Annotated in this window: 12 protein-coding genes; 3 read left to right on the top strand and 9 right to left on the bottom strand. The window is 64.6% G+C overall.

Annotation, left to right across the window (positions count from 1 at the left end; all coding sequences use genetic code 11):
- Positions 1 to 63 precede the first annotated feature (63 nt).
- The gene (locus GGD65_RS21395) at positions 64 to 1,767 is read right to left on the bottom strand and encodes a diguanylate cyclase domain-containing protein (RefSeq protein WP_092251310.1); all 1,704 of its coding nucleotides are present in this window, start codon (positions 1,765 to 1,767) and stop codon (positions 64 to 66) included.
- A 108-nt stretch (positions 1,768 to 1,875) separates the two neighbouring features.
- On the opposite strand from GGD65_RS21395, the gene GGD65_RS21390 reads away from it, so the two are divergent.
- Positions 1,876 to 2,565, top strand: a complete 690-nt coding sequence (locus GGD65_RS21390; RefSeq protein WP_183236529.1) for a YggS family pyridoxal phosphate-dependent enzyme — start codon at positions 1,876 to 1,878, stop codon at positions 2,563 to 2,565.
- A 161-nt stretch (positions 2,566 to 2,726) separates the two neighbouring features.
- Here the strand turns inward: GGD65_RS21390 and GGD65_RS21385 are convergent, their stop codons facing one another.
- Together GGD65_RS21385 and GGD65_RS21380 are read right to left on the bottom strand one after the other, a co-directional pair.
- Positions 2,727 to 3,512 carry a 2-keto-4-pentenoate hydratase gene (locus tag GGD65_RS21385; RefSeq protein ID WP_183236528.1) on the bottom strand — a complete coding sequence of 262 codons (786 nt, stop codon included), beginning with the start codon at positions 3,510 to 3,512 and terminating at the stop codon, positions 2,727 to 2,729.
- 6 nt (positions 3,513 to 3,518) lie between these two features.
- Complete coding sequence (locus GGD65_RS21380; protein ID WP_183236527.1) at positions 3,519 to 4,088, bottom strand: L,D-transpeptidase; 570 nt, start codon at positions 4,086 to 4,088, stop codon at positions 3,519 to 3,521.
- 203 nt (positions 4,089 to 4,291) lie between these two features.
- Here GGD65_RS21380 and GGD65_RS21375 point away from each other — a divergent pair, with 203 nt between their 5' ends.
- Both GGD65_RS21375 and GGD65_RS21370 read left to right on the top strand, forming a co-directional pair.
- Positions 4,292 to 4,978, top strand: a complete 687-nt coding sequence (locus GGD65_RS21375) for a response regulator transcription factor (protein ID WP_007598630.1) — start codon at positions 4,292 to 4,294, stop codon at positions 4,976 to 4,978.
- Between the two features lie 58 nt (positions 4,979 to 5,036).
- On the top strand, positions 5,037 to 5,480 hold the full coding sequence (locus GGD65_RS21370; protein ID WP_018323556.1) for a cyclic nucleotide-binding domain-containing protein: 444 nt from the start codon (positions 5,037 to 5,039) through the stop codon (positions 5,478 to 5,480).
- Positions 5,481 to 5,575: 95 nt separating this feature from the next.
- Here the strand turns inward: GGD65_RS21370 and xth are convergent, their stop codons facing one another.
- The 6 genes from xth to GGD65_RS21340 form a co-directional block, all read right to left on the bottom strand.
- The gene (gene xth, locus GGD65_RS21365) at positions 5,576 to 6,391 is read right to left on the bottom strand and encodes an exodeoxyribonuclease III (protein WP_183236526.1); all 816 of its coding nucleotides are present in this window, start codon (positions 6,389 to 6,391) and stop codon (positions 5,576 to 5,578) included.
- A 153-nt stretch (positions 6,392 to 6,544) separates the two neighbouring features.
- Entirely contained in the window at positions 6,545 to 7,303 is a 759-nt protein-coding gene (locus tag GGD65_RS21360; RefSeq protein ID WP_179733022.1) for an outer membrane lipoprotein carrier protein LolA, read from the bottom strand.
- 151 nt (positions 7,304 to 7,454) lie between these two features.
- Positions 7,455 to 9,932: a DNA translocase FtsK gene (locus GGD65_RS21355; RefSeq protein ID WP_018323559.1), complete on the bottom strand. Its 2,478-nt coding sequence runs from the start codon at positions 9,930 to 9,932 to the stop codon at positions 7,455 to 7,457.
- Positions 9,933 to 9,941: 9 nt separating this feature from the next.
- The gene (locus tag GGD65_RS21350; protein WP_183236525.1) at positions 9,942 to 11,156 is read right to left on the bottom strand and encodes an aminotransferase class I/II-fold pyridoxal phosphate-dependent enzyme; all 1,215 of its coding nucleotides are present in this window, start codon (positions 11,154 to 11,156) and stop codon (positions 9,942 to 9,944) included.
- Between the two features lie 314 nt (positions 11,157 to 11,470).
- On the bottom strand, positions 11,471 to 11,875 hold the full coding sequence (locus GGD65_RS21345; protein WP_183236524.1) for a GFA family protein: 405 nt from the start codon (positions 11,873 to 11,875) through the stop codon (positions 11,471 to 11,473).
- Positions 11,876 to 12,094: 219 nt separating this feature from the next.
- The gene (locus GGD65_RS21340) at positions 12,095 to 13,543 is read right to left on the bottom strand and encodes an ammonium transporter (protein ID WP_018323562.1); all 1,449 of its coding nucleotides are present in this window, start codon (positions 13,541 to 13,543) and stop codon (positions 12,095 to 12,097) included.
- Between the last annotated feature and the right edge of the window lie 21 nt (positions 13,544 to 13,564).

Below are 13,564 nucleotides of genomic sequence, written 5' to 3'. Positions count from 1 at the left end.
GGTCGCGCCACGATGTCGGTGCGCTCCTCGCCCCGCTCGCGCGCGAGGTGAAGCAACAGCTGACTAGGCGCTCGCCGCCATCATCATTTCGACGGCGCCGGTCTCGATCGCCTGCACGCCGTGCTCGACGACATTGTTGCGGCCGCGGTGTTTTGCGGCGTAGAGCGCGGCGTCGGCGGCTTCGATCAGGTCGCCGGGACGCAAGGCCTCGTTCGGCTTCGTCGCGGCAACGCCGATCGAGACGGTGACGATCATGTGGGCCGAGGTGATGTGCGGCAGGCACAGCTTCAGCACGGCCGCGCGGGCCAGCTCGCCGATTTCGACGGCGCGGTTCACGTCGGTGTTCGGCAGCAGCAGGCAGAACTCCTCGCCGCCATAGCGTGCCGCGAAGCCCATCGTGTCGGCGGCGATGCCGGACAGCGACTCGCCGAGCCTGGTCAGGCAGGAATCGCCTTCGAGATGGCCATAGGTGTCGTTGAACAGCTTGAAATGGTCGACGTCGATCATCAGCAGCGCGAGGTCGCTGCCATATTGCTGCGCGCGCATCCACTCGAAGTCGAGCCGGCTCTGGAAGCCGCGCCGGTTGGCGAGCCCCGACAGCATGTCGATCGAGGCCATCACCGTCAGCCGGTCGTTGCTCGCGATCAGCTCGCGCTCGCGCTGGCTCAGCTGCGCCGCCATCGCGTTGAACGCGCGGGCAAGCGGCACGAACTCGGCCGGCAGGCGATTGCGCGCCGCGCGCGCCGACAGATCGCCCTCGCCGAGACGCTTGGCCATGTCGACGAGCATCTCGATCGGCTTGATGACAAGCTTTTCGGCGGCGATCAGCGCGCCGAGCAGGACGAACACGACGACGAAAGCGAGCTGGAGATAGGCGGTGCGGATGTCGCGGTTGACCGCCGCGGACACCTTGTCTTCGTCGATGCTGGCGATCAGGCGGGCGTTGGTGCCGGAGATGCGGATGTAGCTGACCGCGCGGCGCGAGCCGTCGGCGGCGAGGAAAGACAGTGAGCCTTCATCCTGATCGGAACGCAGCGCCCTGTCGGCGATCGCCGACATCAGCGGCATGTTGTCGAGCGGACGGCCGACTGCGCTGTGCTGATCGGCCGGCGCGGCCAGCACGGTGCCTGCGCTGTCCACCAGCACGGCCGTGATGCCGGCGCGGCCGCCCAGATTGCTCATGACCTTCGACATCCAGTCGAGATTGACCGTGGCAAGGACGACGGCATCGGACACGCCGCTGAAAGCCGATACGGGATAAGCCGCCATCACCGTCGGTGCTGCTATCGGCCGCGACAGGATGAAATCGCTCAGCACGAAGCGGCCGCTCGTTTGGGCCTGCTGAAAGTAGGGCCGGTCGCTCAGGTCGAGGCCGACATACATATTGTTCGTCGCGCACTGGATGCGCCCGTCTGCGCCGGCGATCAAAAGCGTGCGGATCCAGGGCAGGTTCGACGGCAGGCTCGCGCGCAGCACGTCGCAGCTCTTGCTGACGCCGCCGGCGGAGGCGCGGATGAAGGCCTCCGATTTCAGAATGGTCTCGACCGACGAGATCACCTCGCGTTGCGCATCGGCGCTGTGCCGCGCGACGGTGGTGAATTCAACCGTGGCCTGTGCGATCTGCCGGGTGCGGGTATCTTCGAGCGAACGGATGCGCTCGAGCATCAAGGGCGCCACCAGAATCACCGCGAGCAATGCAAGCCGCGCCCGGATTCCGAGAACCTGCTTGAGTTTCGCTCGTTTGCGGTTGAGACTGATTGTTGCCATCTTCGCTACCCACCCCGTCGGCCAAGGTAAAGCGAAGGGTTCAAAAACTCTTTCTTGAACTCGGTAAAATTGGACTTACCTCGGTCAGGATCACAGCCAATCGACGTCATGACAGAAGCCAACGCCGCGCCGATAACCGGCCATTCACCAAACGCGCTCGCCGCGGTCGAAGCCGAAATCGCCCGTGCCTGCAAGGATGCGCGGCGCGATCGCGCCTCCGTGACGCTGATCGCGGTGTCCAAGACTTTCGCCGCGGATGCAATTACCCCGGTTATCGACGCCGGACAGCGCGTATTCGGCGAGAATCGGGTGCAGGAGGCCAAAGGCAAGTGGCCTGCGTTAACGTCTGTTTACTCGGGCATCGCGCTGCATCTGATCGGACCGTTGCAGTCCAACAAGGCGAAAGAGGCGGTCGCGCTGTTCGATGCGATCCATTCGGTCGACCGTCCGAGCATTTGCCAGGCGTTAGCCAAGGAAATCGAATCCCAGAACAAGCACCCGCAACTCTTCGTCCAGATCAACACCGGCGAGGAGCCGCAGAAGGCCGGCATCGCGCCCGGCGAGGCCGACGCCTTCCTCGCCAGCTGCCGCGACACCTATGGGCTGACGATCTCTGGATTGATGTGCATCCCGCCGGTCGACGAGCCGCCGGCGGCGCATTTCGCGCTGACCGCCAAGATCGCCGCGCGTAATGGATTGGCCAATCTCTCGATGGGCATGAGCGCGGATTTCGCCAATGCCATCATGCTAGGTGCCACCCATGTGCGCGTGGGGAGTGCGATCTTCGGGCATAGATAGTTGTTGTCGTCCCTGCGAACGCAGGGACCCATACCGCGTGATCTCCGATTGATAGGTGGTCTTCGTACCGGCGAAACTCAGGTAACTCCCAATCCTCGCCAAACTTCTCCCTGGGGTTATGGGTCCTGCGTTCGCAGGGACGACGGTGGAGTGGGTCGGGTCTACACAAATCCCACCGATACCTTCCCGAGCACGCCAAAGTCCGCCGCGAGATGATCGCCGGCCTGGATCGGCAGCGGCGGATGGCACGTGCCTGTGGTCACCACCTCCCCTGCCCGCAAGATCAGTCCAAGTCCGCGCAGCTCATTGGCGAGCCAGGCGAGCGCTACGCGGGGATCGCCGAGCACGTTCTTGCCGTGGCCGACATAGCGCTCGCCGCGCAGCATGATCTTTGGCCGCTCCTCGACGAGATCCATCCCACGCCAGTTCGCAGTCGTCGCCGCGCCCAGCACGAACAGATGCGCGCAGGCATTGTCGGCGATCAGCTGCGCCTCGCCCGCACTGGCGAAATCGGCAAACCGCGAATCGGGAATCTCGATCGCAGGATGGAAAGTGTCGACGGCGGCGAGCACCTCATCGACGCTGTAGGGCGTTGCACGCGGCGGCAGATCGCGTCCCATGCGGAAGGCGAATTCAGGTTCGCCGACGCGCATCTCGTTGCCCTTCATCGACGCAGTCTCGCCATCGGCGATCACGGTGTCGCTCATGATGCGACCGGCCAGCGGTCCCGTGACGTTGATGTGCTTCTGTCCTGATACGCTCGTGGCCGCGATCTTCCAGCCGAACAATGTCCCGCGCGACAATATTTCGAGCCCGGCCTGGATGGCGTAGCCCTCCGCGCGGTCCTGTGGCCGCAACCGCGGCTCCAGCACCTCTAGCTTGGTGCCGTCGCGCCAATGTTGAACGAGCACGCGCGAGGCGGCCGCGATCTGATCCCTGTCGAGCATGCATCCTCACCCGATGATGATTCTTGTTCGTGGCCCCAATCGCCGCAGCAATTGCAGCATCGCAGATTTCGTCATGGAGACGCAGCCCGCGGTCGGGCCGAAATTGTCGCGGGCCAGGTGCAAGAATACCGCGCTGCCGCGGCCGGCGACCCGCGGTCGCGTGTTGTGGTCGATTTCGATGATGAAGTCATAGAGATGGTCCGCCCGCTTGAGCCGGTCACCGCCCTGCCCCTCGTCGAGCCGGATTCCCTGGTTGTAATGGCGATCCCTGGGGTCCTCGCACCAGGCGTCTTCTGCGGTGATGATCCGGGCCGGCAGGAAGCTCTGCGGACGGCTGTGCCGGTCGCCCCGCCACCACAAGCGCCTCGGACGGAAGCTGCCCCTGGGGGTGCCGCCGTCGCCCTCGCGCTTGTTGGCCAGGATGCCGCCCCGCCCCAGCGCAACCGGTATGGTCAGCGATCCCGCCGTCAGCCAGCCTCGGCGCGGATTGCCGGCCGCAGGCTTAACGCGGATCACAGAGAGCGGTCCGGCGCTTCGATTCTTGGTGTAACTGTCTGAAGCTGCTTTATTTTTCATGTGAACGTGCAATGTCGAATTCATTACAGGACATTCATCAAACCGGCCTGCTATTCTGAGTTAGAGTGCTTCTGGCTTGTGAATCGGTAACAGCCCACTACTTCAACACGAACAACAATAATAACGGCGACCCCTAAACTTCCCCTCACGGCTGGGTGCAGCATGGATGCGCGCCGAGCCGGACCCCAAAAGGATGACCCCCTATGGCCAATGCCCGCAAGATCCTGATCGTGGATGACGATACCGATCTGCGCGACACGTTGGTGGAGCAATTATCGCTACACGAAGAATTCGAAGCTTCCGCGGTCGATACCGGCGCCAAAGGCGCGAGCGCGGCCAAGGCCAATGCTCCCGATCTCGTCCTGATGGACGTCGGCCTGCCCGACACCGACGGCCGCGAAGTGGTCCGCTCCTTGCGCAAGGGCGGCTTCAAGGCTCCGATCATCATGCTGACCGGGCACGACACCGATTCCGATACGATTTTGGGGCTTGAATCCGGCGCCAACGACTATGTGGCAAAGCCCTTTCGTTTCGCCGTCCTGCTGGCCCGCATCCGCGCCCAGCTGCGCCAGCACGAGGCCAGCGAGGACGCGGTGTTCTCGGTCGGCCCCTACTCCTTCCGGCCCGGCTCCAAGATGCTCACCGCCGCCAATGCGCGCAAGGTGCGGCTGACGGAGAAGGAGACCGCGATCCTCCGCTTCCTCTACCGCGCCGGCCAGATGCCGGTCTCGCGCGAGACCCTGCTCCAGGAGGTCTGGGGTTATAATTCCGGCGTCACCACCCACACGCTGGAAACCCACATCTACCGCCTCCGCCAGAAGATCGAGAAGGATGCCGCCAACCCGGAAATCCTGGTCACGGAAGCCGGTGGCTACAAGCTGGTGCCGTGATACGCTCGAAGGGCGTGCGAATCGTTTTAGATCGCATGCCTTTGAGCCTCGGATCTGAATGTCAATCGACGACGACGTAGCGCTTCTCGAGCGTGTCCCGACATTGCGCCTGTTGGGAGACGCCTCGTTGCGCATGCTGGCGATCGGCTCCGAGCAGCGTAACTTCGTCCGCGGCGATACCCTGTTCAATCTCGGCGACGACGCCGATGCCGGCTTCGTGGTCCAGCGCGGCGCCTTTCGGGTCGATGACGGCGCCGGCGCCGAGATGATCGCAGGTCCCGGCGCGCTGATCGGCGAGCTTGCGCTGGTGGTGCCGATGAAGCGGCCGTCGAGCGCGATCGCGCTGGAGCATTCCTCCGTCATCCGCGTCGCACGCAGCCTGTTTCAGCGCGTGCTCGAAAGCGACCCCGCCGCAGCGGTTCGGCTGCGCGATGAATTCGCGGTCCGTTCCAGCCAGATCGCCAGTGACATCCTGATGGCGGGTGCGAAGCTGACGAGCTGACGTCGTAGCCCGGATGAAGCGCAGCGCAATCCGGGATTCTGGCGTGCGGAAAAACTGTCCCGGATTTCGCTGCGCTCCATCCGGGCTACGGGACCTCACACCTCCAGCGTCACCGTGACAGGCACGTGGTCCGACGGCCGCTCCCAGCTCCGCGCATCGCGAAGAATCCTGAAATCGCTGACCGCATCCTTCAACGCGCGCGAGACCCAGATGTGGTCGAGCCTGCGGCCGCGATCGCCGACGGTCCAGTCGGCGGAGCGGTAGCTCCACCACGTGTAGACCTTTTCCGACATCGGAATCCGCTCGCGCGCGACGTCGACCCATTCGCCGGCGGCCAGCGCGGCCTGCAGCTTTTCGGTTTCGATCGGCGTGTGCGAGACCACCTTCAGAAGCTGCTTGTGCGACCACACATCGTTCTCGTGCGGGGCGACGTTGAGATCGCCGACCAGGATGTGGCGATCCTCCCCGCGCGGATGCAACGGCTCGCACGCCGTCATCTCGTCGAGGAAGCGAAGCTTGTGGTCGAACTTCTCGTTCAGCGCGGGATCGGGAATGTCGCCGCCGGCGGGCACGTAGAAATTATGCACGACCAGCGGCTTTGCGACGTTGGCCTTCTCGCCGAACGATACGGAGATGTGACGCGAATCCACCTTGTCGCAGAAGGTGCGGATGTCCGTCGATTCGAACGGAATCTTCGAGACGATGGCGACGCCGTGATAGCCCTTCTGCCCGTTCAGCGCGACGTGCTCATAGCCGAGCCGCTTGAAGCGCTTCAGCGGAAAGGCATCGTCGATGCACTTGGTCTCCTGCAGGCACAGCACGTCCGGCCGCGCGCTCTTGAGGAATTTCGCGACCAGATCGATGCGCAGCCGCACCGAATTGATGTTCCAGGTTGTCAGGGAAAAACGCATGGGAAATGCGTCTTAGCATGGATTGGCGCGGGGAAAATGCTTGTCCACAGCGCGCTCTCGTAGGGTGGGCAAAGCGAAGCGTGCCCACGTGCCTGCCATGAGGCGAGAGATCGTGGGCACGGCGCAAGTGCGCCTTTACCCACCCTACGAGACCTATCCCGGTGCCGGGCCGTAATTGGTGAAATCGATCTTGAACATGCCGGGATCGAGCTTCTTGCTCGAGTCCAGATTGTAGACCGCGATCGTGGTGTCGTAGCCCTGCGGATCGGTGACGGTCCATTGCTTCAACTGACCGTCCTTGGCGCCGAACATCAAGAGGAGGCGGCTGGTGCCGACCAGCGCCTGCTTCTCCTCGATGGTGACGCTGACGAAGACGTCGTCGGCCGAGACGCCAACGACATTGGTGTCCTTCATCAGGTCGATGCGATCCGACAGCAGGAAACGCAGCGGCGTCTGCGACAGCGGATAGACGTCCTGGGTCGCGAGCTTGCGGTCGCGCACCACCAGCGAGGATCCGTCGGCGACAATGTCGATCGGGCTCGGCGCGTCATATTCGAAGCGCACCTTGCCCGGTTTCTGGATGTAGAAATCGCCTTGCGTCTTGCTGCCGTCGGGGCCGACCTGGACAAAATTCCCGACCAGCGTCGACAGCGACGACAGATAGGCACTGACCTTGGCCGCCTGCGCCTTCTGGTTGGCATCGAAGGTCTGGAAGATGCTGCTCGGCACGTTGCGGCGCGGATCCGGGATCACCGGATTCGGCGGCGCCTGAGTCGCACCGGTGACAGCGGGCCCGCCGCCGGCGGACGTTCCGCCGTCGCGGCCCTTCGGCGCGGGTTTCGGCACCGGGACGTTCTGCGCGAACGAGGACGCCGTCACCATCGCAGCGGTGACGAGAAGCACGCCGGCCACGCGCGCGCTTCGCGCAGCAATGGTGGCAGCGAATCGAATGTCCGGATGTCTGATCAACGCGTCGTCCTAACGTGGCTGGGCGTCTTTTAGCGTGATTTCGGGCAAAAGCAGATAACGATTTCGCGTGAAATGATGTCTGGAGGCGGCTGCCTCACATATGGCTGTCTTCTTCCTCGACCAGAATCTCGCGTTTGCCGGCGTGGTTGGCGGGTCCGACGATGCCTTCCAGTTCCATGCGCTCCATCAAGGATGCGGCGCGGTTATAGCCGATCTGCAGGCGGCGCTGGATGTAGCTGGTCGAGGCCTTACGGTCGCGTTTGACGATCGCAACGGCCTGCTGGAAGAGGTCGCCGCCGCCATCGCCACCCATGCCGGTGGCGTCGAACACCGCACCGTCCTCGTCTTCGGTGGGCTCTTCGGCCGTGACGGCTTCGAGATATTCCGGCTGGCCCTGCGTCTTGAGGTGACGCACCACCTTCTCGACTTCGTCGTCGGAGGCGAAAGGTCCGTGCACGCGGCTGATGCGGCCGCCGCCCGCCATGTAGAGCATGTCGCCCTGGCCGAGCAACTGCTCGGCGCCCATCTCGCCCAGAATGGTGCGGCTGTCGATCTTGGACGTCACCTGGAAGGCGATGCGGGTCGGGAAGTTCGCCTTGATGGTGCCGGTGATGACGTCGACCGACGGACGCTGCGTCGCCAGGATCACGTGCAGGCCGGCGGCGCGCGCCATCTGCGCGAGGCGCTGCACCGCGCCTTCGATGTCCTTGCCGGCGACCATCATCAGGTCGGCCATTTCGTCGACGATGATGACGATGTAGGGCAGCGGATCGAGCGAGAGCTTCTCTTCCTCGTAGATCGCCTTGCCGGTTTCCTTGTCGAAGCCGGTGTGAACCGTGCGCGTCGGCTCTTCGCCCTTGGCCTTCAATTCGAGCAGGCGCGTGTTGTAGCCGTCGATGTTGCGCACACCGAGCTTGGCCATGTTCTTGTAGCGCTCTTCCATCTCGCGCACGGCCCATTTCAACGCGACCACCGCCTTCTTCGGGTCGGTCACGACGGGCGTGAGCAGATGGGGAATGCCGTCATAGACGGAGAGTTCGAGCATCTTCGGATCGACCATGATCAGGCGGCACTGGTCCGGACGCAGCCGGTAGACCAGGCTGAGGATCATGGTGTTGATGGCGACCGATTTGCCGGAGCCGGTGGTGCCGGCGATCAGCATGTGCGGCGTGCGCGCGAGGTCGATGATCACAGGATCGCCGCCGATGGTCTTGCCGAGGCAGAGCGGCAGCTTCGCCACCGTCTCGGTGGCTTCCTTGGCGATCAGCAGCTCGCGCAGATAGACCTTTTCGCGATGCGCGTTCGGCAGCTCGATGCCGATGGCGTTGCGGCCGGGCACGACGGCGACACGCGCCGACAGCGCGCTCATCGAGCGGGCGATGTCGTCGGCAAGCCCGATCACGCGCGACGATTTGATGCCGGGCGCCGGCTCGAGCTCGTACAGCGTGACCACGGGGCCCGGATTGGCTTTGACGATCTCGCCGCGCACGCCAAAGTCCTGGAGCACGCCTTCAAGGGAACGCGAATTGGCTTCCAGCTCGGCCTTGCTGAGCGGCTGGCGATCGCCGGCCTTGGGCGCGGCCAGCACGGAGACGGACGGAAGCTCGAACTTGTCGGAGGATTTCTTCGCGGCGGCTTTCGGGGCGGCCTTCTTGCGCGGGGCGCGCGCGGCGGGCTCCTCCTCTTCCTCCTCGTCTTCTTCCTCTTCCTCGTGCTGGTCCTCGTAGTCCTCGTCCTCGGACTGCGGCGAGATCGAGGGTGCGGCGCGGCCGCCGCCCAGATTCGGCTCCTGGCGGCTGAACGCGACGGCCTTGGTCTTCGGGCCGCTCGAGACCAGCGAGCGGTAAGCGGCACCGCACAGCCAGATCAGCCGCGCCTTCGTGCTCATCAGCGCATGGAACAGCCAGCCCAGCGACACCGAGCCGCGATCGTTCTCCTCGTCCTCGTCGAGCGGCTTGTCGTCGTCCTCGATCTCCGAGAGCTCGTCGTCGTGCTCGCGGGCGCCAAGACCGCATGCGATCAGGAATGTCGCGGCCATCGCAGCGAACAGGATCGTGCCCAGCACGATGCGATAGATCGTGCCGGCCGGCCCGAAAATCACTGCGGGCGCGCGTACGAGCGCATCGCCGACCACGCCGCCGAGGCCGGTCGGCAGCGGCCATGCGCCGCCATGCGGCCAGCAGCTGACGAAGCCTGCCGCGATCACCGTGCAGAGAATCCAGGAGCCGAGCCGCAGCGCCTCGCGGTCGAACGGGCGGTGGGTCATCATGCGCCAGCCCCAGACCGCGACGGTCAGGACCAGCATGATGGCGCCGAGCCCGAGGATCTGCATCGCAAGGTCGGCGCCGATCGCGCCGGCATAACCGAGAATGTTGCGGATCGGCCTCGAGGTCGCGTGGCTCAGGCTGGGGTCCTGCACCGACCAGGTCATCAGCGCTGCCGAGGCGACGCCCGACAACGCGATCAGGCCGAAGCCGGTGAGCTCGCGCACGCGCCGCGCCAGCCCCTCGCGGATCGAGGGCGGCAGATGGCCGACCAGTGGAATGACACGTTCGATTGCCGACATGCTCATGGGCCCCGCCTAACCCAGAGTCTCGACCAGCCGGTGCAGCGCCTGCGCCGTGGTCTCGCCATCCTGCACCAGCGCCAGGCGAATATAGCCTGCACCGGGATTGAAGCCGTCGGGCTGTTGCCGCGCCAGAAAGCTGCCGGGCACCACGCGCACGCCTGCTTCCTTGAAGAGTTTCAGCGTCACCGACACGTCATCTCCAATCTCGGACGTGTTGAGCCAGACGCAGAAGCCGGCATCAGGCCGGCGATAGCCGTAGCGGTTGCCGATGATCTGGTCGGCGAGATCGAACTTGATCCGGTAGAGCCGGCGGTTCTCCTCGACATGCGCCTCGTCGCCATAGGCAAAGGTCGCGACATGCTGTAGCGGCACCGGCACCTGCGGCGCCGCGATGTTGCGCAGCTCCAGGAACATGCCGATGAATTTCTTGTCGCCGGCGGCAAAGCCGACGCGCAGGCCCGGCAGGTTGGAGCGCTTCGACAGTGACTGGAACGCAGCCACGCGGGTGAAATCGGGGCCGGCGCATTCGAGCGCACTGCCCGGCGCTTCGCGGGTATAGATCTCCGAATAGCATTCGTCGCTGAGGACCATGAAGCCGTAGCGATCGGCGAGGCTCTTCAGGCGCGTGAAGTAGTCACGCGAGGCGACCGAGCCCTGCGGATTGGCGGGGGAGGCCAGATAGAATGCCACCGTGCGCGCCAGCGTCGCCTCGTCGATGGCATCGAGGTCAGGCAGGAAGCCGTTCTCGACCGTGGTCGGCAGGTACACCGGTTCGCACGCTGCAGCACCCGCGCCGGCGCCGTAGACCGGATAGAACGGGTTCGGCATCAGGATCGCCGGTTTGCCGGGGCGCGGGCCGACATAGCGGACGGCCGCGATCGCGGCGAGGAACAGCCCCTCGCGGCTGCCATTGAGGACGAGCATCTCGCTCTTGGGGTCGAGCGGTCGCGGCAGCTTGAAGCGCGACGACAGCCAAGCGCTCGCGGCCTGGCGGAACGGGTCGGTGCCCTGATTCATCGGGTAGCGGCCGAAATCGGCGATGTGCTTGGCCAGCACCGGGTCGACGAAATCAGGCACGGGGTGCTGCGGCTCGCCGACCGCAAGCGAAATCAAGGGTTTGCCGGGTTGATGCGGCGCCAGCAGCTCGTTCAGCCGGACGAAGGGCGAGCGTCCGGTATCGGAGCTTCCACTGGCCTGTGGCGCACGGGATGAAGCGGTCATGACCATTCTGGGCGCCAGCACTCTCGGAACAGCCGGTCGCGCGAAGGCCCCGGCGGGAAGCGGTTCAGTTCACCATAGATAGGGCGAGGTTAAGACGCGATTAACCATCGGCGGGCGGGTCCGTCCAGAGCAGGAATAATGAGGCCGGATAACAACGGGATGCGAGGCCCCCAACCTCTCCCGCTTGCGGGAGAGGTCGGCGCGTAGCGCCGGGTGAGGGCTCTCTCCTCTTGGGGTTCTCGCCCGCGGAGGCACCCCCACCCCGCCCTCCCCCGCAAGCGGGAGAGGGAGCGCACCGTCACCTTGGTTTGATTCGAACTTCAGCGCCCCGGCAGCTTCTCGAATGTCTTCATGCCCGCCGGGATCGCATGGAATTCCTGGATGTCGCAGGTGTAGATCGCCATCTGCGGATGGAACTGGGTCGGATCATCCAGCGTGCCGACCTTCACGACCACCGCCGGCAGTCCTGGAACCTTGGTCACCAGATGGGTGCCGCATTCGGCGCAGAATTCGCGCGTGACGGCGCGTTCGAGATCCTTGCGCGTGAACTGCTTGGGCTGCCCCAGGGTGTAGCTGAAGCCGGCCACCGGCATCGCGATGAAGGTGTTGGGTGCGCCGCCCGAGATGTACTGGCACTCGCGGCAATGACACTGGGCCTGCATCATCGGATCACCTTCGGCTTTGTAACGCACTTCGCCGCAATAGCATCCGCCTTCCAAGCGCATGACGACCTCCCCGATTATCGTTTCTTGTGGTCGATATTTCTGCGCCGGCGGTGCGGAATGGCAATCCTTTTCTTGGCTGTGAAATCAAAAAGCACCCTGCCAAAAAGAAAGGGGCTCCAGCTTGCGCTGGAGCCCCTCAACGGTCAGGGCATTGCCGGGTATGTGCCCGAACCGTAGTTCTGGACGTGGTCTCCGGGGAGACCGCGCCCGGGAGGAGACTTACATGTTGTAGGCGCGCTCGGTGTGCTCGGTGATGTCGAGGCCTTCACGCTCGCTCTCGACATTGGTCCGCAGCCCAACGATCACGTCGACGACCTTGTAGAGGATCGCCGAACCGATGCCCGACCACACCAGCGTGGTGCCGACGCCCCAGATCTGGGACATCATCTGCGCCGCGAAGTCGTAGTCGCCGACCTTCGGCGGGATCGCGGTGTAGTCCATGACGCCAGCGCCACCGAGGGCGGGGTTGACGAGGATGCCGGTGCCGATGGCGCCGACGATGCCGCCGACGCAGTGCACGCCGAACACGTCGAGGCTGTCATCGTAGCCGAGCGCGTTCTTCACGACGGTGCAGAAGAACAGGCAGACCACGCCGACGATGAGGCCGAGGACGATCGCGCCCATGACGCCGGAGTAGCCGGCCGCAGGGGTGACCGCCACGAGGCCCGCGACAGCGCCGGAGATGACGCCGAGCACCGACGGGTGACCCTTGATGATCCACTCCGCGAACATCCACGACAGCGCGGCGGCTGCGGTGGCGACGAAGGAGTTGGTCATGGCGAGGGCGGCGCCGCCATTGGCTTCGAGGTTGGAGCCGGCGTTGAAGCCGAACCAGCCGACCCAGAGCAGCGAGGCGCCGATCATCGACATGGTCAGCGAGTGCGGGGCCATCAGCTCCTTGCCGTAGCCGACGCGCTTGCCGATCAGGAGAGCGCCGACGAGGCCTGCGATGCCGGCGTTGATGTGCACCACGGTGCCGCCCGCGAAGTCGATCGCGCCCTTCTTGAAGATCCAGCCGGCGTCGGCATTAATCTCGTCGAGCTTGGCCTGCGCCGCGGTCTTCGCGGCCGCATCAGTGGCAGCAGCGAGCGCCTTGGCCGCATCCTGGATCAGGTCCGGACCCTGCCAGTACCAGACCATGTGCGCGATCGGGAAGTAAATCAGCGTGACCCAGAGCGGGATGAACAGGGCGATCGCCGAGAACTTCATGCGCTCGGCGAAGGCGCCGACGATGAGGGCGGGCGTGATCGCCGCGAAGGTCATCTGGAAGCACACATAGATGAGCTCCGAGATGTTGGCGTCGACCGAGAAGGTCGCGGCCTTCGTATCGGTGGTGACGCCCATCATGAAGGCCTTGGAGAAGCCGCCGATGAAGTCGGAACCGCCGGTGAAGGTGAGGCTGTAGCCGTACACGGCCCAGATCACGGTGACGACGCAGACGGTGTAGAACACCTGCATCAGGACGGAGAGCATGTTCTTGGAACGGACGAGACCGCCGTAGAACAGCGCGAGGCCGGGGATCGTCATCAACAGCACCAGCACTGTCGATGTCAGCATCCAGGCGTTGTCTCCCTTGTTGACCGTTGGCTCGGCGTAGGCCGCGGTCGCAGCGAACAGGCCGACTGCGAGAGCCGCCAATCCCGCGCCATAGGGACGCTTGAACGTCATATTATTCACTCCTGATTGGAT

This window comes from Bradyrhizobium sp. CIR18, from assembly GCF_014198295.1.
In the GTDB taxonomy this organism is placed as follows: Bacteria; Pseudomonadota; Alphaproteobacteria; order Rhizobiales; family Xanthobacteraceae; genus Bradyrhizobium.
Note: the sequence above shows the minus strand (reverse complement) of the source record. Positions and strands in the feature narration are given on the sequence as shown.

Excerpts from the sequence above, each read along its gene's own strand:
- GGD65_RS21395 (WP_092251310.1), bottom strand. The coding sequence starts at position 1,767 with ATGGCAACAATCAGTCTCAACCGCAAACGAGCGAAACTCAAGCAGGTT.
- GGD65_RS21390 (WP_183236529.1), top strand. The coding sequence starts at position 1,876 with ATGACAGAAGCCAACGCCGCGCCGATAACCGGCCATTCACCAAACGCG.
- GGD65_RS21385 (WP_183236528.1), bottom strand. The coding sequence starts at position 3,512 with ATGCTCGACAGGGATCAGATCGCGGCCGCCTCGCGCGTGCTCGTTCAA.
- GGD65_RS21380 (WP_183236527.1), bottom strand. The coding sequence starts at position 4,088 with ATGAAAAATAAAGCAGCTTCAGACAGTTACACCAAGAATCGAAGCGCC.
- GGD65_RS21375 (WP_007598630.1), top strand. The coding sequence starts at position 4,292 with ATGGCCAATGCCCGCAAGATCCTGATCGTGGATGACGATACCGATCTG.
- GGD65_RS21370 (WP_018323556.1), top strand. The coding sequence starts at position 5,037 with ATGTCAATCGACGACGACGTAGCGCTTCTCGAGCGTGTCCCGACATTG.
- xth (WP_183236526.1), bottom strand. The coding sequence starts at position 6,391 with ATGCGTTTTTCCCTGACAACCTGGAACATCAATTCGGTGCGGCTGCGC.
- GGD65_RS21355 (WP_018323559.1), bottom strand. The coding sequence starts at position 9,932 with ATGAGCATGTCGGCAATCGAACGTGTCATTCCACTGGTCGGCCATCTG.
- GGD65_RS21350 (WP_183236525.1), bottom strand. The coding sequence starts at position 11,156 with ATGGTCATGACCGCTTCATCCCGTGCGCCACAGGCCAGTGGAAGCTCC.
- GGD65_RS21345 (WP_183236524.1), bottom strand. The coding sequence starts at position 11,875 with ATGCGCTTGGAAGGCGGATGCTATTGCGGCGAAGTGCGTTACAAAGCC.
- GGD65_RS21340 (WP_018323562.1), bottom strand. The coding sequence starts at position 13,543 with ATGACGTTCAAGCGTCCCTATGGCGCGGGATTGGCGGCTCTCGCAGTC.